This window comes from Streptomyces sp. NPDC050211 (assembly GCF_040656035.1).
Taxonomy (GTDB): Bacteria; Actinomycetota; Actinomycetes; order Streptomycetales; family Streptomycetaceae; genus Streptomyces.
In genome coordinates this window covers 68,959-89,777 of the sequence record NZ_JBFALC010000042.1, presented here as the reverse complement: position 1 = coordinate 89,777, position 20,819 = coordinate 68,959, and the positions used below count along the sequence as shown (strand labels likewise).

21 protein-coding genes and 6 tRNA genes are annotated in these 20,819 nt (G+C 70.2%); 10 read left to right on the top strand and 17 right to left on the bottom strand.

The window, feature by feature from the left end; genetic code table 11:
* Positions 1–1,598 (top strand): hypothetical protein (locus tag AB0I98_RS32990; protein ID WP_362948344.1); only part of this gene is annotated, 1,598 nt, incomplete at its 5' end.
* 102 nt (positions 1,599–1,700) lie between these two features.
* Here AB0I98_RS32990 and AB0I98_RS32985 read toward each other — a convergent pair.
* The 7 genes from AB0I98_RS32985 to AB0I98_RS32955 all read right to left on the bottom strand — a co-directional run bounded on the left by AB0I98_RS32985 (position 1,701) and on the right by AB0I98_RS32955 (position 9,307).
* On the bottom strand, positions 1,701–4,439 hold the full coding sequence (locus AB0I98_RS32985) for a Tat pathway signal sequence domain protein (protein ID WP_362948342.1): 2,739 nt from the start codon (positions 4,437–4,439) through the stop codon (positions 1,701–1,703).
* A 104-nt stretch (positions 4,440–4,543) separates the two neighbouring features.
* Entirely contained in the window at positions 4,544–5,134 is a 591-nt protein-coding gene (locus AB0I98_RS32980; RefSeq protein ID WP_362948340.1) for a hypothetical protein, read from the bottom strand.
* A gap of 10 nt (positions 5,135–5,144) precedes the next feature.
* The gene (locus tag AB0I98_RS32975; protein WP_362948339.1) at positions 5,145–6,038 is read right to left on the bottom strand and encodes a carbohydrate ABC transporter permease; all 894 of its coding nucleotides are present in this window, start codon (positions 6,036–6,038) and stop codon (positions 5,145–5,147) included.
* Positions 6,035–7,036, bottom strand: coding sequence for a sugar ABC transporter permease (locus AB0I98_RS32970; RefSeq protein ID WP_362948338.1), 1,002 nt, complete (start codon positions 7,034–7,036; stop codon positions 6,035–6,037). The genes AB0I98_RS32975 and AB0I98_RS32970 overlap by 4 nt, the downstream gene beginning before the upstream one ends.
* On the bottom strand, positions 7,036–8,325 hold the full coding sequence (locus AB0I98_RS32965) for an extracellular solute-binding protein (RefSeq protein ID WP_362948336.1): 1,290 nt from the start codon (positions 8,323–8,325) through the stop codon (positions 7,036–7,038). The genes AB0I98_RS32970 and AB0I98_RS32965 overlap by 1 nt, the downstream gene beginning before the upstream one ends.
* A gap of 379 nt (positions 8,326–8,704) precedes the next feature.
* Positions 8,705–8,776 (bottom strand) — tRNA-Val (locus AB0I98_RS32960).
* Positions 8,777–8,854: 78 nt separating this feature from the next.
* A complete protein-coding gene (locus tag AB0I98_RS32955; protein ID WP_362948334.1) occupies positions 8,855–9,307 on the bottom strand; it encodes a TIGR02611 family protein in 453 nt (150 codons plus the stop codon).
* A 191-nt stretch (positions 9,308–9,498) separates the two neighbouring features.
* Here AB0I98_RS32955 and AB0I98_RS32950 point away from each other — a divergent pair, with 191 nt between their 5' ends.
* A complete protein-coding gene (locus tag AB0I98_RS32950; RefSeq protein WP_004002642.1) occupies positions 9,499–9,912 on the top strand; it encodes an SsgA family sporulation/cell division regulator in 414 nt (137 codons plus the stop codon).
* 227 nt (positions 9,913–10,139) lie between these two features.
* Positions 10,140–10,700 (top strand): CGNR zinc finger domain-containing protein, encoded by a 561-nt coding sequence (locus tag AB0I98_RS32945; protein ID WP_362948333.1) that lies wholly within the window; start codon positions 10,140–10,142, stop codon positions 10,698–10,700.
* Between the two features lie 111 nt (positions 10,701–10,811).
* On the opposite strand, the gene AB0I98_RS32940 is transcribed toward AB0I98_RS32945, so the two are convergent.
* Both AB0I98_RS32940 and AB0I98_RS32935 read right to left on the bottom strand, forming a co-directional pair.
* Complete coding sequence (locus AB0I98_RS32940; protein ID WP_004002639.1) at positions 10,812–10,964, bottom strand: hypothetical protein; 153 nt, start codon at positions 10,962–10,964, stop codon at positions 10,812–10,814.
* Between the two features lie 153 nt (positions 10,965–11,117).
* A complete protein-coding gene (locus AB0I98_RS32935; RefSeq protein ID WP_362948331.1) occupies positions 11,118–11,561 on the bottom strand; it encodes a hypothetical protein in 444 nt (147 codons plus the stop codon).
* A gap of 189 nt (positions 11,562–11,750) precedes the next feature.
* Here AB0I98_RS32935 and AB0I98_RS32930 point away from each other — a divergent pair, with 189 nt between their 5' ends.
* Entirely contained in the window at positions 11,751–12,284 is a 534-nt protein-coding gene (locus AB0I98_RS32930; protein WP_362948329.1) for a DsbA family protein, read from the top strand.
* Between the two features lie 9 nt (positions 12,285–12,293).
* Here the strand turns inward: AB0I98_RS32930 and AB0I98_RS32925 are convergent, their stop codons facing one another.
* Genes AB0I98_RS32925 through AB0I98_RS32915 form a run of 3 tightly spaced genes read right to left on the bottom strand, consistent with a single transcriptional unit; the run spans position 12,294 to position 15,079 of the window.
* Entirely contained in the window at positions 12,294–13,118 is an 825-nt protein-coding gene (locus AB0I98_RS32925; RefSeq protein WP_362948328.1) for a GNAT family N-acetyltransferase, read from the bottom strand.
* 37 nt (positions 13,119–13,155) lie between these two features.
* Positions 13,156–13,986 carry an aminodeoxychorismate lyase gene (locus AB0I98_RS32920; protein ID WP_362948326.1) on the bottom strand — a complete coding sequence of 277 codons (831 nt, stop codon included), beginning with the start codon at positions 13,984–13,986 and terminating at the stop codon, positions 13,156–13,158.
* Positions 13,987–14,038: 52 nt separating this feature from the next.
* The gene (locus AB0I98_RS32915) at positions 14,039–15,079 is read right to left on the bottom strand and encodes a chorismate-binding protein (protein ID WP_362948324.1); all 1,041 of its coding nucleotides are present in this window, start codon (positions 15,077–15,079) and stop codon (positions 14,039–14,041) included.
* 178 nt (positions 15,080–15,257) lie between these two features.
* Between AB0I98_RS32915 and AB0I98_RS32910 the strand changes: the two genes are divergently transcribed.
* The 5 genes from AB0I98_RS32910 (at position 15,258) to AB0I98_RS32890 (ending at position 15,728) form a co-directional block, all read left to right on the top strand.
* Positions 15,258–15,330, top strand: a tRNA-Gly gene (locus AB0I98_RS32910).
* A gap of 39 nt (positions 15,331–15,369) precedes the next feature.
* Positions 15,370–15,443, top strand: a tRNA-Cys gene (locus AB0I98_RS32905).
* 1 nt (position 15,444) lies between these two features.
* Positions 15,445–15,516: transfer RNA gene (locus tag AB0I98_RS32900), tRNA-Val, on the top strand.
* Positions 15,517–15,550: 34 nt separating this feature from the next.
* Positions 15,551–15,622, top strand: a tRNA-Val gene (locus tag AB0I98_RS32895).
* Between the two features lie 34 nt (positions 15,623–15,656).
* A tRNA-Val gene (locus AB0I98_RS32890) sits at positions 15,657–15,728 on the top strand.
* 53 nt (positions 15,729–15,781) lie between these two features.
* Here the strand turns inward: AB0I98_RS32890 and AB0I98_RS32885 are convergent.
* From AB0I98_RS32885 to AB0I98_RS32870, 4 genes are all read right to left on the bottom strand, one after another.
* The gene (locus AB0I98_RS32885) at positions 15,782–16,072 is read right to left on the bottom strand and encodes a zf-TFIIB domain-containing protein (RefSeq protein ID WP_362948323.1); all 291 of its coding nucleotides are present in this window, start codon (positions 16,070–16,072) and stop codon (positions 15,782–15,784) included.
* Between the two features lie 79 nt (positions 16,073–16,151).
* Positions 16,152–17,090, bottom strand: a complete 939-nt coding sequence (locus AB0I98_RS32880) for an aminoglycoside phosphotransferase family protein (protein ID WP_362948322.1) — start codon at positions 17,088–17,090, stop codon at positions 16,152–16,154.
* A 522-nt stretch (positions 17,091–17,612) separates the two neighbouring features.
* Entirely contained in the window at positions 17,613–17,822 is a 210-nt protein-coding gene (locus AB0I98_RS32875) for a hypothetical protein (protein ID WP_362948321.1), read from the bottom strand.
* Positions 17,823–18,020: 198 nt separating this feature from the next.
* Positions 18,021–18,296 carry a hypothetical protein gene (locus AB0I98_RS32870; RefSeq protein ID WP_301978390.1) on the bottom strand — a complete coding sequence of 92 codons (276 nt, stop codon included), beginning with the start codon at positions 18,294–18,296 and terminating at the stop codon, positions 18,021–18,023.
* A gap of 196 nt (positions 18,297–18,492) precedes the next feature.
* Here AB0I98_RS32870 and AB0I98_RS32865 point away from each other — a divergent pair, with 196 nt between their 5' ends.
* Positions 18,493–19,950, top strand: a complete 1,458-nt coding sequence (locus tag AB0I98_RS32865) for a protein kinase (RefSeq protein WP_362948351.1) — start codon at positions 18,493–18,495, stop codon at positions 19,948–19,950.
* Here AB0I98_RS32865 and AB0I98_RS32860 read toward each other — a convergent pair.
* Positions 19,947–20,765 carry an RNA methyltransferase gene (locus AB0I98_RS32860; RefSeq protein ID WP_362948319.1) on the bottom strand — a complete coding sequence of 273 codons (819 nt, stop codon included), beginning with the start codon at positions 20,763–20,765 and terminating at the stop codon, positions 19,947–19,949. The genes AB0I98_RS32865 and AB0I98_RS32860 overlap by 4 nt on opposite strands.
* Between the last annotated feature and the right edge of the window lie 54 nt (positions 20,766–20,819).

The following is a 20,819-nucleotide window of genomic DNA, read 5'->3' as shown; positions in this document are numbered from 1 at the left end:
TTATGAGGGCCGGCTGGCGGTGCTTGCCGGCCACCGGCCCGCGCGCCGCCGCCCGTGCGGCGGCGCTCCTCCTCCTGGCCGCGGCCCTCGCGCTCGGCGCGGCCTGGCAGGCGCCGGGCGAGAAGCAGGCGAAGGGACTGGCGCTCACTTCGGGCCTGCTCGTCGTCGCCGCGGTCGGCGGCGCACTGCGCCCCGCGCCGCCGGTCGCGTGGACGGTGCCGGTCCATCTGGCGTGCGGGCTCGCCCTGTTGGCGGCCACGACGGCGGGTCGGCTCCCGGAGGCCGTACGGCGGGGCATGGCGTGGGCCTCCGCCGCCGTACAGGCCCTTGCCGTGCTCTGGGCCCTACCCGTCGTGGCCGTCGCCCTCCTGGGGCCGGTCGGCTGGGCGGAGCACGTGTGGTCGGGTGCGCCGCACTCGGCACGCGACGCGGTCACGGTCGAGACGCCATGGCCGCCGGACACGGCCACCGCGCCCCTCGTCCTCGCCGCGGTCGCCGGGGTACTGGCCCTGGCGGTCCGGGAAGCCGCATGGCGATCCCGGGCGCTGGACGCGTCCCTCACCCTGGCGTGGGCGAGCGCACTAGCCCTCCCCGCCACACTCCAACTGCCGTACACCGAAACCCTGTTGATCCAGGGCGCCCTCACCGCCGCCCTCCTGCTCCTCCGGCGGACGACGGCCACCGTCCTCGCCCTCGTCACCTCCCTGAGCCTCACCTTCCTCGCCCTCGCCTCGGAACCGGCCACCCTGGCCACGCTCGCGTCCCTGACGGCGCTCTTCGCGACGGCCGCACGCAAACCACTCCCCGCCGCCGCAACCCTCACGTACGCCACCGCGCTCGCCGTCGCGTCGGGGGCGGCACTGGAGCTGCGGCCGGAGCACACGGCGCTGCTCGTGCTCCTGGTCACGGCGGCAGCCGCACTTCTGGCGGCGTACGTCGACGAGAAGACGACGACGGCCGTGGAAGTGACCGGCGCGGTCACGGGCCTCGTCGCCGTCGCTCTGGCGGCCGGCGAACCGCCGATGCTCGCCCTGGTACTCGCCCTGTCGGGCGTGATCGCGGCCGGCACGGCCCTCCGCCCCGACCGCCGCACCGCCGGCTACATCGCCGCCGCCCTCTTCGTCCTGGCCACCTGGGTACGGCTGGCGTCCTGGGACATCACCACCCCCGAGGCATACACACTGCCGGTCACGGTCCCCGCCCTGCTCATCGGCGCCCTGCGCAGGCAACGCGACCCACAGACCTCATCCTGGACGGCGTACGCCCCCGGACTCACCGCAACCCTCGTGCCGAGCCTCTTCGCAGTCTGGGCCGGCCAACCCGGCCCACGCCCCCTCCTCCTGGGCGCGACGGCACTCCTCATCACCCTGCTGGGCGCCCGCAACCACCTCCAGGCACCCCTACTCCTAGGCGGCTCGGTCCTCATCCTGAACGCCCTGCACGAACTGACCCCGTACCTGGTCGAGCTGACAACCACCCTCCCCCGCTGGGCCCCTCCCGCCCTCGCCGGCCTCCTGCTCCTCGCCCTAGGTGCGACGTACGAGCGACGAATCCGGGATGTCAGGCGAGTACGGGAGGCCCTGGGCAAGATGAACTAAGCAGAGCTGGTGAAACCCGGTGCAGTACAGCGCCCCGTCAGGGGCGCGGGGAACTGCGCGACCAGCCCCCACGCACCCGCAGCCAACGAACCACTCAACCAGCTACGGCATATTCGTGCCCACCAGCGCCAGATTCTGAATCGCCGCCAACCCATACAACGCCGTGGAGTTGGTAGACACCCAAGCCGCCTCACTGCCAGGCACCAACCCGGTCGGCCCCTCGATCTTCTTCGTGGACCAGTCCGTGGACTCCTTGTAGTCCCAGGCGTCCGCACTGCTGTAGAACTGCCGCCACGCCCGCGCCGCCAACTTGTCGTCGCCGGTCTGAACGGCCGCGTACGCGTCCTGCCGTGAATGCCCCTGGAAGAGCAGCAGGGAGCCGAAATCGGAGCCGTAGCGTGCCCGCTGCTCGGCCTTGGTGGCGTTGAAGTAGCGGCAGTAGTCGAGCCACGCCTGCTTGAACTTCGGCATGTCGATCTGGTCGATCAGCTCGGCGCAGAGCTCCACCAGGCCGAACATCGCGGAGAGGTGGGACACCCCGACCTTGGGCTCCGCCGCGACGGCGAACCTGCCGGTGTCCAGGTCGTACAGCGCGCTGCCCTGGACGAAGCCGTTGGGCTGGGCGGCGATGGTCTCCATTGTGGACAGGACCCGCGCCTTGGCCTTCTCCCACTTGGGGCCACGCCGCTCCCACTCGGTGAGCCAGGCCGACACCAGCCCCGACCAGTCCGTGCCGAAACCGATCGACAGAGCGTTCCGGTCGGGCGTGTACGGCTCGGTGCGGATCTTGCGGATGGGGTCGAGGACGAGGAACGTCTCGTCGGAGTCGACGTTGGCGTGCATGAGGTCGCCGACGCGTTCGTCCGCGGTGAGGAAGTAGTAGTAGCGCCGGTAGGTGGTGTTGGCGATGCGCTGCTGCTTGGCGCTGTCGGCGTAGTGCTGGACGCCGTGGCGGGTACCGAGGCCCGCCCATGTGCCCAGGTGGTAGACGTCGACCTCGCCGGTGTGCCGGGTCATCGCCTCGGCGAAGCGGAAGATGTCGGCGCGGCCGGAGCGCATGTACGCGAACCAGAGCCACAGGTCGGGCGAGAGCTCGGAGTTGTCCCAGGCGTAGCCGCCGACGTCGTAACACCACTGGTGGCGGCTGGGGTCGTAGCTGTGCATGATGTCGCCGTAGTCCCAGAAGCCGTACCAACGGCGCATCTCCACCTGGTCCTTGTAGTAGGTGAAGAGGAAGTCGAGGTGGTCCTCGATCTTCGCCTTGGCGCCGGTGGAGCGGTCGGGCTCGGCGAACAGCTTGCCGAAGACGCCCGCCTTGATGAGCTGCTGCGGCGGGGCGGCGAGCTGCGGGAGTGTCCTGACGGCCTTCACCTGCTCGGCCATCGCCTCGGCGCTCGGCGTGGAGTCGTGGGCCCAGAAGAGGAGTTCGCTGGTGCGGGCGATGCCGTAGGGCGTGCCGAAGCCGGGTTCGTAGTCCTCGTAGGTGATGTTGAGGCCTTCGAGCTGTTCGGGGTAGGTGTCCTGGCCCATGCCGTCGTGGTAGAAGCGCAGGTCCATGGGCTGTGCCTCGGGTGACCAGAGCCAGAGGGTGACCTCGGCCTCGTCGGTCTGGGCGTCGCGGATGTCGAGCTGGGCGGGGAACTTCTCCCAGAAGTCCCGCAGCCCGAAGGCGAATCCGCCGCTCGCGCCGCCGACGTACCCGAAGCCGCTGGCCCGCCGGCCGCCGCCTGCGGGGATCCAGCCGTGGCCCTTCTTGGTGCGCTTGCGCACACCGAAGCCGTCGGCGGAGAGTTGCGAGAGGGTGTAGTCGCCCCACTCGGGGATGTATTGCAGCCGGGTGGTCACCCGCTGGTCCCAGGTGGACGGGTCGGGCAGCTTCTTGCCCTCGAACTGGGCCGTGCGGACGGCCGCTCCGGGGTCACGGCGCAGCCCGGTGATGCCCTTGACGGCCTCGCGCAGCAGCCCGGTGCCTTCGCCGCCGATGCGGATGTGGCGGTCGTACGACTCGTCCCGCATCGGCACGGAGAAGCGCACGCCGATACCGCGGATGAAGTCGCCGCTTGCCTTGCCCGGCTCCTGCGTTCCGTCGTAGGTGATCGTGTGCACCATGCGGAAGGAGTCGGCACCGGCGTAGAAGTACAGACGGATGGAGAACGGCAGCCAACTGCGCTTCCCCTTGCGGTGCTTGCCGTCGATGCGGACGACCGCGCGGACCGGGCCCTCCTGCTCCACGGTCACCTCGCCGATGGCGCCCTCGAACCGCTCGTACTTCACGGTGCCCTGGTCGCCGTCCTCGATCTCCGGCTGGCGGAGCAGCACGAGCCGGCCGTTGCGCGCGATCTCCGTCGCTCCCCGGGTGACGGACTTGACCAGTGTGGCGCCCGATGTGCCGATCTTCGCGGTGATGACGCCGGTCGATATGTCGATGGTGCCGCCGCTCTTGTCGACGGTGACCTTGTGCTCGGGGGCGGTGGGCTCGCCGGCGGTGAGGGTGAGCTTGCCGTTGCCCGAACTCACCGCGTGTGCGGACCACTTGAGGGAGCCGTCCGGCCAGTAGGCGATCGGCCAGGACTGGAGGGGCACGGCCTTGCCGTCGGCGTCGGTCAGCGCGAAGGTCTGGTCCGCCTGGTAGGCGCCCTTCGGCCAGGGGACGCCGACCGTGGAGCCGGGTGCGGCGCCGAGGCCGCCGTCCTCCAGCCAGTCCAGGGTCACCGGGTCCGCGTCGGCGGCCTCGGCTCTGGGGGCAGCCGCCGCGTTCGTGCCGAGTGCCCAGCTGAACTGGGCGGCGGCTCCGGCGACGGCGGCAGCCTTGAGGAGGGACCTGCGAGGGATGGGAGACATGAGAGTTTCCGCCTTTCCTTTCCGTGCGGGTGCAGGGTGGTCAGGGGCATGACAGAGAGAGGTGCGACGCCCAGGGCGCCGACCCGGTGCGCGGGCACCGCGTGTCAGCGGTGCCGATACCGCTCCTCCACGGCGATGGCCGCCGCCGCGACGGCCCCCAGCACGGGGACCGCCAACGGCGCGATGAACCAGGCGGACAGGGCCACGACCGCCAGGCCGGCGATGACGAGGAAGGAGCCGGCGGGGTCGAGGACGGTCCGGCGTCCGGCGGCGGCGAGCAGTTCCCGCCAGCGGGCGCCCGGCGTCCAGGCCGCCGCCGCACGCAGCCCGGCGACGGTGAGCCCGATCAGCGCGAGCACCCCGACGGCGCCCACCAGCGGCCCCCCGGGAATCCCGGCGCGCACGGCCTGGACGTCCACCCAGACAGCCGCCGCCGCGAGCCACCCGGCGAGCCCGACGGCCCACCCGCGCCGCACCGCCGCCCGGAAGTCCGCCACGAACTCCCGCCATCCGCCGCTCTCGTGTGCTGTGAGGCGCCGCAGATGCCGGGCACCGGCGGCGAAGGCGGCGGGGTAGGTGACGACGCCGAGCGAGGCGACCGTGATCCACACGCCGGCGAGGAGACACTCGGCGAAGACGGCGAACCGCTCGGCGAACACCGACTCCTTGCGCGGCTTCACCCGTACCTGGGCCATCGTGACCGCCTCAGCCCTTCAGTCCGGACGTCGCCATGCCGTCGATCAGATAGCGCTGGAAGGCCAGGAAGAAGGCGAGCACCGGCAGCAGGGCGACGAGCGACATCGCGATCATGCCGCCGTAGTTGGCCACGCCCTCCTGGTCAACGAACATCTTCAGGCCGAGTGAGACCGTGTACTTGTCGGGCTCGTTCAGATAGATCAGCGGCCCCATGAAGTCGTTCCAGGAGTTGATGAAGGTGAAGATCGCGCTGGTGATCAGGGCCGGGCGGCACAGTGGGAGCACGATCGACCAGTAGATGCGCAGATGCCCGCAGCCGTCGAGACGGGCCGCCTCGTCGAGCTCCTTGGGCAGATTGCGCATGAACTGCATCATCAGGAAGACGAAGAACGCCTCTATCGCCAGGTACTTCCCCAGCAGCAGGGGGGTGTACGTGTTGATCATCCCCATGTTGCGGAAGAGCACGTACTGCGGGATCAGCAGCACGTGATACGGCAGCAGGAGGGTGCCGATCATCAGCGTGAACAGCAGATCGCGGCCCGCGAAGCGGATCCTCGCGAAGGCGTACGCCGTCAGCGAGCAGGACACGAGGATCCCGACCACGGAACCGATCGCCAGCGTGAGCGAGTTGACGAAGAACGTGGAGATCGAGATGTCCGCGATGCCGTCGGACAGCCGTGTGTAGTTGTCGGTGATCGGATCGGTCGGGAAGAGATCCAGACTGCCGACGATGTCCTCGCTCTTCTTGAACGAGCCGCCGATGACCCAGATCACCGGATAGAGGATCACCGCGAGGATCAGAAGGGACCCCACGTGCCACGCGAGGGAGCCCGGCAGCCTACGGCGCAGAGCCCCGGCCTTCGTGGAGGCGCCCGGCGTGATGTCGGTGGCCTGTGCGCTCATCGGGCGCCCTCCTCGTAGTGCACCCAGCGCTTCTGGGACCAGAACAGCACCGCCGTCACCAGGGCGACCGCGACCAGCAGCATCCAGGCCATGGCGGAGGCCAGGCCCATCCGGCTGTTCTCGAAGCCCTGGACGTAGAGGTAGCAGGTGTACACCATCGAACCGTCCGCGGGACCGCAGGCGTTGGCTCCGGCTCCGCCGCCGACGATGTATGCCGAGCTGAAGATCTGGAAGGAGTGGATCGTCTCCAGCAGGACGTTGAAGAAGAGGACCGGGGAAATCATCGGCAGCGTGATGTTCCAGAACCGCCTCAGCTTGCCCGCACCGTCGACCTCGGCGGCCTCATACAGCTCACGCGGGACCTGCTTGAGTCCAGCGAGGAAGATGACCATGGGGGCGCCGAACTGCCAGACAGTGAGGGCCACCAGGCTGTAGATGATCAGCTCCGGGTCGCCGGTCCAGCCGCCGACGTCGATCCCGAAGATCTTCTGCGTACGGTCGACGATCGCGTCGTCCGAGAAGATCGCCTTCCAGACGATGGCGACGGAGACGCTCGCCCCGATCAGCGACGGCGCGTAGAAGGCGGCCCGGTAGAAGGCCTGTCCGCGCCGCTTCTGCGCGAGCAGCAGCGCCACACCGAGGGCGGCGAGCAGCTTGAGCGGCGTGCCGACGACGACGTACCACATCGTCACCTGCACCGAGTGGCGCCAGCGGGGGTCGCCGAACATCTCGGAGAAGTTGTCGAGGCCGATCCACTTCGGTGAGTCGAAGAGGTTGTAGTCGGTGAAGGCGAAGTAGAGCGAGGCGATCATCGGGCCTGCCGTGAGCAGCAGGAACCCGGCAATCCAGGGGGACATGAAGAGATAGCCGGCCAGGTTCTCCCGGCGCCGCCGCCGCTTGAGGGCGGCGGGGCGCGCGGGCTTCACCGGACCGTGCCGCGGCTCGGAGTCCTGGGTCAGGCCCTCCATCGCAGGGGCGTGTGTCACGGTGGTTCCCATCAGGCGACGAGAGCCGTCTTCGACTCGGTGAAGAACTGCTTGACGGCCTCGTCCACGGAGCGGGTGCCCAGGGCGAGTTCCTCGGCGATGCGCAGGAACGCGGCCTCGCAGATGTCGGCGCCGTTCGGGTGCGGGGTGATCGGCTCCAGGACGCCGGAGTCGACGAGGGACTCCTCGTAGGCGGCGATCCCCTTGTTCACCTCGTCGGTCGGCTTGAACGCGTCGTACTGGGCCTGTGTCGCGGGCACACCGCGGTCATAGCCCATGATCTTGGCGACCTCGGGGTCGTGCACCATGAAGTCGATGAACTGCGCTACTTCCTTGGGGTGCTGGGTGCGCTTGGAGGCGCTGAGCATGAGGGAGCCGAGGTACTGGCCGGTCTTCTTGCCGTCGGTGGTCGGAATGGGCGCCAGGCCGTACTCGCTCTTGCCTTCGGACGTGTAGCGAACGGTGAAGTTGTCCCAGGTGAACTCGCCGGCGGCGATCTCCGCGGAGACGGCCGACTTGGGCTTGACCTGGGCGACCTTCTTGGCATCCGCGTAGACGCCCTCCTCGACGCCCTTCTTCGCCTTCGTCCACCACTGGGTCAGATCCGCCTCGGTGAAGCCGAGTCCGTCCTCGGTGAAGAAGGCCTTGCCGTTCTGGCGCAGGTACAGGTCGTAGAGGTACATGACGCCGTACATGCCGCTGTCACCGGCGCGCCCCGTCTTGTCGCGGATCTTCTTCATCGCCGCGTCGAAGTCGTCCCAGGTCCAGCCCTGTTCCGGCTTCACGCCCGCCTTGGTGTAAACGGGCTTGTCGATGACCAGGGCCATCGAGTTGGAGCCGACCGGAACTCCGAGGAGCTTTCCGTCGATCTCGCCGAACTTGTCCAGGCCGGCCCGGAAGCCGTCCATGGAGAGATTGCCCGCGTCGACCTGGGCCTTGAGGTCGAGGAGCACATTCTTCGCGTCGTATTTCCGCAGGAATCCAATGGCATTCTGGAAGACGTCCGGCGGATTTCCGCCCGAGGCCTGGGTGTTGAACTTCTTCCAGAAGTCGGTGTACGGCTGGAAGTCCGTTTTCACCTTGATCTTCGGGTACTTCTTCTCGAAGAGCGCGATGGTCTTGTTGATGCGCTGGGCGCGGTCCTCGGCACCCCACCACGCGTAACGGATCGTCACCGTCCCATCGGAGGAGGTACCTCCGTCGCCGCCGCAGCCCGTCGTCGCGGCCAGCCCCAGCGTGACCGCCGTGGCTCCGGCCGCCTTCAGGATCGTACGCCTCTCAACATTCCTGCTGGTTCCCACAGTCGGGCCCCTCCCCGCAGCGTCGTTGCCGCCTGCATGAATCGTTTCAAGTAAGCGCTTGCTGGCACAAGGTACGAAGGGGTTGAGGGTGCGTCAATGATTCGGACAGGAATTTCTTGCGGCCCGGACCGGCGATCAGAGAGGGTTCGGACGGGAACTGTCGCGGCGGGCGAGGTGATGGCGCAGGTGAGGGGCGTGGGGTCGGCCGGCCGAACGGGAAGTGGCCTGTCGCACGGGTACGGCGGGCGGCCGAAACTCGCCGCGTGAGGCGGGGAGTTGGGAGCGGGCCCAGGGACGGGCCCGTCACGCTCGTCGCGGCGGGCCGGAGGCACACACGACGGCGGCCCGCCTGCTCTCGCAAACGGGCCGCCGTTCCCGGTGGGCGATACTGGGTTCGAACCAGTGACCTCTTCGGTGTGAACGAAGCGCTCTCCCACTGAGCTAATCGCCCGGGCGCAGGAAAAACATTACCCCATGTCAGGGCGTGCCAGTGACCGAAGGCAACCGGTCACAGGCACCCCCGCGCGGCTCACTGGTCCTTGATCTTCCACGGCATGACGACGCCGAACTTCCAGAGGTAGATCCCGAGGAGCACCCCGATGATCACCAGCCCGATCGTCGTCAGGATGATGTTGCGGCGCCGCACCTTGGGATCGAGCGCGCGCTGTGCCGCCTCGGTGACCTTCCGCTTGGTCCAGCGGAGCACCAGCTGAGCCCAGACGAACTCGGTCGCCCAGATCGCCATGCCACCAAAGATGATCACCCAGCCCGGTCCGGGCAGGGGCAGCAGGATGATACCCACGACCACGACCGCGAGGCCGACGGCGAAGATGCCGACCTGCCAGCTCAGGTGCAGCACCCGGCGCGCCTTGATGAACTCCGGTGCTCTCGAGCCGAGCGCCTGCTCGCTCTTCGCCCCGTCCGCCTTCGTCTCGTCCGCAGCCATGGCGACCTCGCCAGGCTTGTCACTCCCCGTATTCATACGGCCAAACCCTACCGGAGAGAAACCGGTCACCGGAATGGAGGTACCTCGCGAACTGGTTCTCGGCCGGAAGAGTTACGTAAAGACACGCAAAACACTCAGAGGGGTTTACAACGGCACCGTAGGTGGCATGTCGATTTCGCCGACGTGCGAATCCCCGAGCGCACACTGAGCGAAAGGCCCTGGCGCTTATGAACACCACGGTCAGCTGCGAGCTGCACCTGCGCCTCGTTGTGTCGAGCGAGTCCTCCCTGCCTGTCCCCGCAGGCCTGCGGTATGACACGGCCGACCCCTACGCCGTGCACGCCACCTTCCACACCGGTGCCGAGGAGACCGTCGAGTGGGTGTTCGCCCGCGACCTGCTCGCGGAGGGCCTCCACCGGCCCACGGGCACCGGCGACGTCCGCGTCTGGCCGTCGCGCAGTCACGGCCAGGGCGTCGTCTGCATCGCCCTGAGCTCTCCGGAGGGCGAGGCCCTGCTGGAGGCCCCGGCAAGGGCTCTGGAGTCCTTTCTGAAGCGCACGGATGCGGCGGTGCCACCCGGCACCGAGCATCGTCACTTCGATCTGGATCAGGAGCTCTCACACATCCTGGCGGAAAGCTAGGGCGAGGCTCTCACCAAGCCGCCCGGCGCCGTCGACTCGGGGTGACGGCTCAGGCCAAGACAACCGCATATCGCATACAGCGGCACCGCCCGGCCTGTCCGGGCGGTGCCGCTGCGTCGTCCAGGGCTCCGGAGCGCCGCACGCCGCTTCGGCGAGGGCCGGTCAGCCATTACCATCGGCCAGCATCGGCGGGCATCGGCCCGACCCCCCAGGCCAGGGAGCGAAACGTGCTGATCACCCACGACACCCGGTGTGCGCTGGACACCGTGGTGGATCTGGTGAACACCGCACCGGAGGACGACGCGACGCCGGACGGGCTGGCGGATGTCGCGGCTCTCGAGGATTTCGTACGAAACCACGAAATCAGTGATGTCGGGGTGCTCTCGGAGTTCGACCTGTCGGCGGTGCGGAAGATCCGCAGCCGGTTCGCGGGGATCTTCGCCGCACCGGACCCTCGGGCCGCGGCCGGGCTGATCAACGATCTGGTCGCAGCCGCCGGCACGACGCCCCGGCTCACCGACCACGACGGCTACGACTGGCACGTGCACTACTTCGCGCCCGGCGCCTCCGTCGCCGATCACCTGGCGGCGGACTGCGGGATGGCGCTGGCGTTCTTCGTGGTGGCCGGGGAGCAGGAGCGGCTGCGGCGGTGCGAGGCGCCCGACTGCCGGCACGCCTTCGTCGACCTCTCCAGGAACCGCTCGCGCCGGTACTGCGACAGCCGCACCTGCGGGAACCGTCTGCATGTCGCCGCGTACCGGGCGCGAAGGAAAGAAGCGGCGGGCTGAGGGCTGGGCGATCACGCCCGACCCGACCGCCTGGCCGGATCGATCACTCATGGGTCGGACATCGATGCCGACGTGGCCCCGGCGGGTGGCGCCGGGGACCACGGGTACGGCTCACAGCAACAGCAGGTCGTGCAACGCGGCCATGAGCAGTAGACACCCGATCACCGCAAGGAAGATCATCAGCGGTGGCTGGGAAAGGGCGAAGAGGCATCCGCGCGGCTCATCCTGCGGCGGCGCGGCCTCGCTCTGTGTCGTGTCCAGCATCTCGCGGCGATGATGTCGCAGGTGATGGCCCCGGCGCGATCAACACGCCCGCAATGTACGGGAGTTCGCCGAATTCCGTGACGGCGGGGTCAGGCCGTGATCATTTCTGGCTGCGCGCCGGTCGACTGTGTCGTTTCAGTCGCCAGGCCGCCGTCATATGCCGTGCTTCTTGAGGATGGCCTCGATGTCGCTGAAGTCGTCCGCCTTGTCGGCGCGGGGTGCGGTCGCGGAAGGCGTCTTCGAGCGCGAGGCCGGGCCCAGAGAGGGCGCCGAGGCCGCCGGCGCCACCGCCTCGCCCTGTGCGGACCGGGCGGCGGCCTTGCGCTCCTTGCGGGTGCCGCCGCGACGGCGCTCCACCGCGCGGGTGCTCGCGAACAGCAGCCAGGACGCGCCGAGCACGCCGAAGCCCGCCCACGCCACCGGGCTGAACGCGGTGTCGGCGACCCAGTCGACGACCCCTGTCATCACCAGGCCGAGCGGGACGAGGGAGTAGGCCGCAATACGGGCGGCCGTGAGGAAACGCTTGCGGTACGCCGTGACCGCCGCGATGCCCAGGCCTGCCGCGGCGACGGCGGAACAGACGGTCTCGGCAATCATCCGGTCCTCCAGGCAGGGCTCGGTCGGGCACTTCGTCCCTTCCATCCTGCACCGTCCGGCCCCCGGCGGGCCATGGTCCGGGCGGACATCAGGGACATCTCCGGGTCGCCTCCTCCGAAGGTGCCGGACGGTGGCGTACGACCCGGAGGCCGATTGGGTCGTCCGGGCCGGGGCTGGGAGACTGTGACCATGAGCGACTCCTCCTCCCCCGCCACACCCGTTCTCGACGTGTGGTGCGAGCTGCAGTGCCCGGACTGCCGTGGCGCGCTGGACGATCTCCGGGCCCTGCGGGCCCGCTACGGTGACCGGCTGGAGCTGCGGTTGCGGCACTTCCCGCTGGAGAAGCACAAGCACGCCTTCGCCGCCGCGCAGGCCGCCGAGGAGGCGTTGGAGCAGGGGCAGGGCTGGCCGTACGTCGAGGCGGTCCTGGCCAGGGTCGAGGAGCTGGACCGTAAGGGAGAACCCTTCCTGGTCGAGGTCGCGCGCGAACTCGGTCTTGACGCCGAGGAGTTCGACACCGCTCTGATCGACGGCCGGCACATCCTGATCGTCGACGCCGACCAGGCCGAGGGCAAGGCGATCGGCGTGACCGGCACGCCGACGTATGTCATCGGCGGCGAGCGGCTGGACGGCGGGAAGAGCCAGGAAGGGCTGCGCGAGCGCATCGAGGAGATCGCGGACCGGCTGCTCGCCGAGAAGCCCGAGGGGCCTGAGAGGGCCTAAGCCTGGGGCTTACAACAAGGGCTTGGCGAGGGCGTACAACGTCGTCTCGTAGCCGAGTGACTCATACAGCCGCTCCGCCGGGGTGTTGCCCGCGTGCACGTTGAGCTCGAGGGCGCGTCGCCCGGCGGCGATCGCCTGGCTCTCCGCCAGCAGCATCAGCGTACGGCCGTGTCCGCGTCCGCGATGGGCCGCGTCGGCCTCGACGTCGAAGACGAACGCCTTGTCGTCCCGAAGGGCCAGCCACAGGGTGCCCACGCGCACACCCTTGTCCTCCAACACGCTGAACAGCATGTTCTCGGTGGTCAGGCCCTGTGGCAGGAGCGTCTCGTGATCGCGCTGCGACTTGGCGTACGCCTCGGCCTCGGGCACACCCCGCTCGATCCACATGCGCGCGTACTGCTCGGCCTCGTACTCGTGCCAGGACTCGAACTCGGACTGCGTCATGGAGCGCGCGCGGCTGCCGGCGGGCAGTTCGGGTGGTGTGTCGCCGAGTTGCTTCTCCATTCCGCGGTTGCGCAGGACGTAACCGAGCGCCTGGAAGAGCCGCAGCGCAGCACCGGCCTCGGCGGGGACGCCCGTCTCGATCTGCCTGCAGCCCCAGCCGCGCGCCACCTCCTCCGCGGCGAGTGCGGCCACTGTCGCCCGGCCGCGGCGCCGGTCCGGCTCCTCGATGCGCAGGTCCAGGATGCGGGCCACCGTGTCGCCGAAGGAGGGAGAGGTGCCGAGGTGTATCCGGCCCACGGGACGGCTGTTCACGCACACCTGGTAGCGGCGTGAACGCGTCCCGTTCGCCTGGTGCTGAAGCGGCTCGGTCGGCCGCAGGGTCGTGGTCATCAGGGCAGTTCTACCCGTCGGGGCGGACCAGGCGCTCTCAATTTCCGAGCGGATCAATGTCGGCCCGGGACCGCTCGTCGAAGATCCGCATCGCCTTCGCGGTCACCGGACCGGGCGCGCCCGGCAGGAGGCGGTCGTCGACCCGGTGCAGGGCCTGGACGTCCCGCAGCGTGGACGTCAGGAAGACCTCGTCGGCCCGTTCCAGGACGTCCAGCGGCAGGTCGGTCTCCTTCGCCCCGGTCCACTCGATCGTCAACGCGCGGGTGATGCCCGCGAGGCAGCCGGAGGCGAGCGGCGGGGTGTGGATCTCGCCGTCCAGGACCACGAAGACGTTCGACCCGGTGCCTTCGCAGAGTTGGCCGACCGTGTTGGCGAACAGCGCCTCGGAGGCGCCCTGTTGGCGTGCGCGCGCGAGGGCGACGACGTTCTCGGCGTACGAGGTCGTCTTCAGGCCGGTGAGTGCGCCGCGCTCGTTGCGGGTCCACGGCACGGTGACGACCGCCGTGGAGTCGGGGCGCCGGCTGGTCTCGCCGAGGGCGACCACCAGGGTCGGGCCGTGCTCGCCGCGGTCGGAGCCGAGCGGGCCGTGGCCGCCTGTGTAGGTGATGCGCAGCCGGCCGAGCGGCATCGGGTTGGCCTCGAGGACGGCGGCGCAGGCGCGTCGTACCTCGTCGTGGTCCGGTTCGGGCAGACCCAGGCCGCGGGCGGAGCGGGTCAGCCGGTCGAGATGGCGGGTGAGCGCGAACGGCTTCCCGTCGACCGCCTTCACCGTCTCGAAGATGCCGTCTCCCACGGTCAGCCCGTGGTCGAAGACGGAGACGCGGGCAGCCTCGATGTCCTGCAGCCCGCCGTCGAGCCAAAGCTTCACTGGTTCTACCTCGCAACCATGCGCACGTGTCTGGTCGGCCGGGCCCGGCGCGTCAGACTCCCGCTCCACTGTCCTCGTACGTTCCCGACGCTACCGCGAGCAGCCGGGACGCCTTCAGCTCGGTCTCCCGCCACTCCCCCTCCGGGTCGGACCCCCAGGTGATGCCGGCGCCCGTGCCGAAGCGCAGGACGCCCTCCGTCCGGTCGATCCAGAAGGTACGGATACCGACGGCCAGCTCCCCTGTCCCACGGTCGGCGTCGACCCAGCCGATGCCACCGCAGTACGGCCCCCTGGGCGCCGTCTCCAGCGCTTCGATGATCCTCAGGGCACTCGACTTGGGCGCTCCGGTGACCGAGCCGGGAGGGAACGTGGCGGCGAGCAGTTCCGGCCACCCGGCGCCGGGGCGCAGTTCGCCGCGGACGGTGGAGACGAGATGAACCAGGCCGGGGTGCTTCTCGACGGCGCACAGGTCGGGGACGGTCACGCTGCCGGTGCCGCAGACACGCCCGAGGTCGTTGCGCACCAGATCCACGATCATCACGTTCTCGGCGTAGTCCTTCTCCAGCAGGTCCGCCTCGGTGCGTCCGGTGCCCTTGATCGGCCCGGACTCGACGACCCGGCCGTCCCGGCGCAGGAAGAGTTCCGGCGAGGCCGTGGCTATCTCCACCCCGTGGGCGGGCAGCCGGATCGTCCCCGCGTACGGTGCCGGGTTGCCGCGGGCCAGCAGCGCGGTGAGCGCGTCCACGTCGGCGTCGGGCGGAATCGGTGCGGAGAGCACCCGGCAGAGGTTCGCCTGGTAGACCTCGCCGGCCGCGATGTGCTCTCGGACACGCCGTACGCCTGCCATGTACGCGGCGCGGTCGAGGGACGACGTCCAGTCACCGGTCGCCGGTCCGTGCCACCGGCCCGGCACCGGTGCGGGCACGGGCTCCTGTCGTACGTCGGCGAAGCGGGCGCAGGTCAGCCGGCCCTCGAAGTCCGCGCAGACAGCCCAGAAACCGGTGGAGTCGAGGGCCGCGGGGTCCCTGGTGACATCGAGGAGACCGGTGGCGACGCGGTCACCGAAACGCGCGAGAGGAGGCAGGTCGGACACGCAGTCGAGTCTATGGCGGGTGTCAGGCAGGTGACCTGGCCATGTCGCCTCGGCTGCCCCGGCCAGGTCGGCAACCGGGTGCAGCGCAGCACGCTGCACAAACGCGTTTTTGTACTGGCCCCGGAATCCGCTAGAGTTCAACTCGTCGCCGGGCCGCGGGAGCGGTACGAAACGACAAGCGGACGTAGCTCAGTTGGTAGAGCGCAACCTTGCCAAGGTTGAGGTCGCGAGTTCGAGCCTCGTCGTCCGCTCGAAGGAACAGGGGGTCCACCCGGATCCCCTACACTCCTGGTGGAGTGGCCGAGAGGCGAGGCAACGGCCTGCAAAGCCGTCTACACGGGTTCAAATCCCGTCTCCACCTCCAAGGACGATTAGCTCAGCGGGAGAGCGCTTCCCTGACACGGAAGAGGTCACTGGTTCAATCCCAGTATCGTCCACTGGATCTGCTGTTCCATCGGCAAGATCCGTCTCGCGCGATTAGCTCAGCGGGAGAGCGCTTCCCTGACACGGAAGAGGTCACTGGTTCAATCCCAGTATCGCGCACGCACAGCTCGTGACCTTCGGGTCACGGTCCCGGGGACGATTAGCTCAGCGGGAGAGCGCTTCCCTGACACGGAAGAGGTCACTGGTTCAATCCCAGTATCGTCCACACACCTAAGCCCCCGGCCGTCTCGTACGGCCGGGGGCTTCGTGGTGGTCCGGTCAGCTGGAGAACAGCATGTGGCCGAAGCTCTTGTGCCGCTTGTGGCCGTAGTGACCGCCGTGGTGGCCGCCGCCGTGCGGGGCGCCCCAGGCCGGTGCCTGCGGGGCGGGGTACGCCTGCGGGGCGGCCGGGGGTGGCGGGGCGGGCTGGGCCCACTGGGACTCGACGCGGGACAGCGCCTCCAGCTCGCCGTAGTCGAGAAAGATCCCGCGGCAGCCGCTGCACTGCTCGATCTGGACGCCGTTGCGGTTGTACGTGTGCATCGGCGCATGGCACTTCGGACACTGCATGTCGGCTCAACTCCTCGCCGGTCGGTCCTGCTTCGCGTTTCGCCAGGACAGACTCTGTCCGGCTGCGGTCGGTTGCACACTACTTCGCCGGGTGTGGGCTCAACTCCGGTGGGGCGGAACTCATTCGGTCGCAGGCGTCTACGAGTGACTGCTCGATCTCGTCCAGCGGGCGGTCCGCGGCTGCCGCCTTGGTGATCGTGCGGGCGGCGGTTTGGACGGTGAGGGCGCGGGCGGGGACGTCCAGGGCCGGCCAGGGGTCGCCTTCGGCGGGGACGGCGGGGCCGTCGGCTGCGCGGTAGGCGGACAGGAAGCGGGCCCATTCGTCGGGTGTGAGCATGCCGCAGGCGTACCAGGACGCGGGGCGGGCGAGGTCCCAGGCGGGTGTGCCGGTGCCGAGGTCGTCGACGTCGATGAGTCGCCACGGGCCGTCCGGGGCGGGGTGGCGGACGAGTTGGCCGAGGTGGAAGTCGCCGTGGCAGAGGGTGCTGGTGTCCGGCATGGGGGTCTCGGCGCGGGCCCAGGCGGGGAGGGCGGTCCACGCTCGGAGGACCGGGGAGACGGCCGGGTGCGGGGCGAGGGCGCGGAGGCGGGCGACGGCGTGGGCTGCCTTGGCGGGGCCGCGCATGGGGGGCAGGGCGTGGGGCGCGGGGGTCCTGTGGAGGCGGGCCAGGAGGGTGGCGGCGGCTTCCCAGGGGGCGGTGTCGGGGTTTTCCGGGTCTACGGGGGTGCCGTACGGCCAGAACGTCACGATGCGGCCGTGGAGCGTGACCGGGGTCGGTGTGAGGGGAGGGAGGAGGACGTCCGGGAGGTGGGTGGCGGCGGTGAGGCGGGGGGCGAGGTCGGTGGGGGTGGCGTCGGGGGCGTGCGCCTTGGCGACGGTGTCCTCGTGGCGGACGACTGTGGCGTCGGGGCGGTCGGCGAGGGTGACGGGGGCTCCGCAGGGGCAGGCGGGGGTGCGGGCGTGGGCGGTGGCCCTTGCCTTTGCGGTGAGCGCGGGGAGGAGGGGGTTGGCGGTCACGTGGCCCCTTGGTGTGCGGATGGGTCTGGTGGCGAGGGTACGGAGAGGTGGGCGGCGGGGGTCTTGCGGGGCCGGTGCGTGGGTGTTCCTCGGCCATGTCGGTGGGGTGCCCGGCGTGGTGCGGGGTGGGTGACGCAGCCCGGCGCGGTGGCTGGGGAGAGGTGGGTCGCGCAGCCCGGCGCTGACGGGTTGCCGCCTGCGCCCACCCGTGCCGCCCCAGGCGGCACGCATGCCCGCAGCTTGGCGGGACGGCAGCCCGCCGCCTGCCTGGTGAGCGCCACCCGGCCACGCGAGCACCGGCGTCAGCCGCATCGCCCCTCGCACCGCAACCATCAATTGAGGAACCACGACGGCGAGCACCACGTCCGCGAGAGCGGCGCCGGTTTAGGCGCAAAAACAGCAATGCCGGCGCAGCTCCCCAGCTGCGCCGGCATTTGTGCCGTCCGCCGCACCCCCGTCCCCACGGGGTTTCATGGGTGGATGTCCCCGCCCGGACCGCTCTTCCGGGCCTGGGGTCGCCGCTCAGCGCCCCAGCACCACACCCACGGACGACGCTTGTGTGGCCACTGTCTCCCAGCCGTCGAAGACGAGCAGGAGCAGGACCGCCAGGGGAAGGGCCATCGCCGTTGCCACCAAGGGGTGGCGGCGGCCCTGGCGGCGCGGGTGGAACGCGGCGCTGTACGCCCTGCGTCCCTGTGTGCGGATCATCGTCCGCGGTGCCGTCTGGGCCATGGTCCCTCTCCTGACCGAACTCTGTTGTCGTTGGCAGCGGCGGGTGTCTGACCTCGGGGGACGAGTGCTGCACCCGCCGCTTGACTTCAAATCTAGGGGCGCGGCGAGCCGGGGGCGTCATGCCCTCGTACCGATTGCCGGGCCTCCCGGAGGATGAGCGGTTCCCCGCGGAGTACTCCCCTGGGTGGAGACGGGGTTCTACGTCTCGGGGTCTTCCCGGAGGGGGTGCCCGCTGTGTCCTGACTTTTCCGAGCTGTCCTCCCGCGGTATCGGCTGCTCGACCAGCGCCAGGACCCGGTTCGCCATGAAACGGGCCGTGCGCACCACGGACCCGCTTCGGGTGACTTCGCTCACTTCCACGACACCTCGGCGCACCGCCGTCTCCACCCTGCGGCCCGCCCTGCTTGCCACCACCTCGTACGTGCGCGTCGTGTCCCCGGCGTCCACGACTATCTCCACGCGATCACCCTTCACGGGTTCAATCCCCCTTCTGTGACGGGTCGTTGGGATCCGCGCGCACCCGAAGTCCGCCTGCTCGCACGCTCCCTGACCACCCTTCAAGTCTCCCACCCGGCACTGACAATCCATCGGGCCGAGAGGGCGCGGCCTCTGCGCGCGGGCGGCCGTGGAAACGTAAGCTGTGCCACGTCACAGGGACCGGGCAGCGGGGATGAACATGGCGATGATGCGCCTGAGGCGCGAGGACCCGCGCGTCGTCGGCTCATTCAGGCTTCACAGACGGCTCGGCGCGGGTGGGATGGGCGTGGTCTACCTGGGCTCCGACAAGAAGGGGCAGCGGGTCGCGCTCAAGGTCATCCGGCCCGATCTGGCGGAGGACCAGGAGTTCCGGTCGCGGTTCGCGCGCGAGGTCTCGGCGGCCCGGCGGATCCGGGGCGGCTGCACCGCACGGCTGGTCGCGGCGGATCTCGACGCCGAACGGCCGTGGTTCGCCACGCAGTACGTGCCGGGCCCGTCCCTGCACGACAAGGTCGCCGGCGAGGGGCCGCTGGTCGCGGCCGATGTCGCCGCCGTCGGGGCCGCCCTGTCGGAGGGGCTGGTCGCCGTGCACGAGGCCGGGGTCGTACACCGGGACCTCAAGCCGTCCAACATCCTGCTGTCCCCGAAGGGGCCGCGGATCATCGACTTCGGCATCGCTTGGGCGACCGGCGCCTCCACCCTCACCCACGTCGGCACGGCCGTCGGCTCGCCCGGCTTCCTCGCCCCCGAGCAGGTGCGGGGCGCCGCGGTGACGCCGGCCACGGACGTGTTCTCCCTCGGCGCGACGCTGGCGTACGCCTCGATGGGCGACTCGCCCTTCGGTCACGGCAGTTCCGAAGTGATGCTGTACCGGGTGGTGCACGAGGAGGCGCAGTTGCGCGGCGTTCCCGACGCGCTGGCCCCGCTCGTGCGGGCCTGTCTGGCGAAGGACCCCGAGGAGCGCCCCAGCACTCTCCAGCTGTCGCTCCGCCTGAAGGAGATCGCGGCCCGCGAGGCACAGGGGATCGCCGAGGCGCGTCCGCCCGCGCCCCGCACCGGGGAGGCGGACCGGCCCACCGGGCGGCTCGCCGACACCTACCCGGAGCGCGGTCTCCAGCGGCGCCCTCAGGGCCAGCCGGGACCGGCGCCGGGCGCGCAGAGCGGTCCGCCCGCGCCTCGGGGACCCGTCGCCGGGTCGCGCGGCTCCGCCACCGGGCGGGACACGGCGCCGCCGTCGCGGAACGGAACTCCGCAGCGGGGCACCGGCACTCCGCGCGGCGCCAATGGCTCGCGCGGCAGCGGTACGTCGACTCCCCGGCAGGGCACCCCACGGACCACCCCCGCACGGAACTCGACGCGCTCGGGCAACGGCAGCAGGCCGACCCCACGCGGTGGCAACGGTCGTCCCGCTCCCCGGACCACGGGCGGCACCGGGCTGCGGCCCGCCAATCCGCGGCTGCTGCGACAGCGGCTGTTCGTGTTCGTCGTCGTGACCCTGCTGGTCGCGCTCGGCATCGCAGCGGCCCAGGGCTGTCAGGGGCCCTCGCGTGGGCTCGGCGGCGAAGGGGACGTCGTACGACAGCAGGAGCGGGTGGACGTACCACCGCATGACCCGTCGTTGGACGGGCGGCAGGTTTCGGACACGCCTTAGAGCTGAGGACGGCCGCTCGCCACGGCGTAGAAGGCGACCGCGGCCGCCGCTCCCACGTTGAGGGAGTCGACGTCGTGGGACATGGGGATGCGGACCCATTCGTCGGCGGCGACCAGGGCCTGGGTGGACAGGCCGTCGCCCTCGGCGCCGAGCATCAGGGCCACCCGGTCCATCCGGTGCGGCGCGGCCTCGTCGAGGGTCTTGGCCTTCTCGTCCGGGGTGAGGGCAAGGAGGGTGAAGCCGGCCTCGCGGACCGATTCCAGGCCCCTGGGCCAGGTGTCCAGGCGGGCGTACGGCACCGAGAAGACGGCGCCCATCGAGACCTTCACGCTGCGGCGGTACAGCGGGTCCGCGCAGTCCGGGGAGAGCAGCACCGCGTCCATGCCGAGGGCCGCGGCTGAGCGGAAGATCGCGCCGATGTTGGTGTGGTCGTTGACGGACTCCATGACCACCACCCGGCGTGCGGTCTGCAGGAGTTCGGCCGCCACGGGCAGCGGCTTGCGCTGCATGGAGGCGAGCGCGCCGCGGTGCACGTGGTACCCGGTGACCTGCTCGGCGAGTTCCGGGCTGACCGCGTAGACGGGTGCGGGGAGTTCGTCGATGACGTCGCGCATGACGTCGACCCACTTGGCGGACAGCAGCATCGAACGCATCTCGTAGCCCGTGTCCTTCGCCCGCCGGATGACCTTCTCGCCCTCGGCGATGAACAGGCCCTCGGCGGGCTCGCGCTTCCGGCGCAGCTCTACGTCGGTCAGGCCCGTGTAGTCGTGCAGGCGCGGGTCGTCGGGATCCTGGACGGTGATGAGATCGGCCACAGGGTGATACTGCCTTGTCGTGCGTGCGGTGCCAACGGCTCGGGACGGGTTCTG

Bases quoted from the DNA above. Each gene is read 5' to 3' on its own strand.
- AB0I98_RS32985 (WP_362948342.1), bottom strand. From the start codon at position 4,439: ATGTCTCCCATCCCTCGCAGGTCCCTCCTCAAGGCTGCCGCCGTCGCC.
- AB0I98_RS32980 (WP_362948340.1), bottom strand. From the start codon at position 5,134: ATGGCCCAGGTACGGGTGAAGCCGCGCAAGGAGTCGGTGTTCGCCGAG.
- AB0I98_RS32975 (WP_362948339.1), bottom strand. From the start codon at position 6,038: ATGAGCGCACAGGCCACCGACATCACGCCGGGCGCCTCCACGAAGGCC.
- AB0I98_RS32970 (WP_362948338.1), bottom strand. From the start codon at position 7,036: ATGGGAACCACCGTGACACACGCCCCTGCGATGGAGGGCCTGACCCAG.
- AB0I98_RS32955 (WP_362948334.1), bottom strand. From the start codon at position 9,307: ATGAATACGGGGAGTGACAAGCCTGGCGAGGTCGCCATGGCTGCGGAC.
- AB0I98_RS32950 (WP_004002642.1), top strand. From the start codon at position 9,499: ATGAACACCACGGTCAGCTGCGAGCTGCACCTGCGCCTCGTTGTGTCG.
- AB0I98_RS32940 (WP_004002639.1), bottom strand. From the start codon at position 10,964: ATGCTGGACACGACACAGAGCGAGGCCGCGCCGCCGCAGGATGAGCCG.
- AB0I98_RS32935 (WP_362948331.1), bottom strand. From the start codon at position 11,561: ATGATTGCCGAGACCGTCTGTTCCGCCGTCGCCGCGGCAGGCCTGGGC.
- AB0I98_RS32930 (WP_362948329.1), top strand. From the start codon at position 11,751: ATGAGCGACTCCTCCTCCCCCGCCACACCCGTTCTCGACGTGTGGTGC.
- AB0I98_RS32925 (WP_362948328.1), bottom strand. From the start codon at position 13,118: ATGACCACGACCCTGCGGCCGACCGAGCCGCTTCAGCACCAGGCGAAC.
- AB0I98_RS32885 (WP_362948323.1), bottom strand. From the start codon at position 16,072: ATGCAGTGTCCGAAGTGCCATGCGCCGATGCACACGTACAACCGCAAC.
- AB0I98_RS32875 (WP_362948321.1), bottom strand. From the start codon at position 17,822: ATGGCCCAGACGGCACCGCGGACGATGATCCGCACACAGGGACGCAGG.
- AB0I98_RS32865 (WP_362948351.1), top strand. From the start codon at position 18,493: ATGAACATGGCGATGATGCGCCTGAGGCGCGAGGACCCGCGCGTCGTC.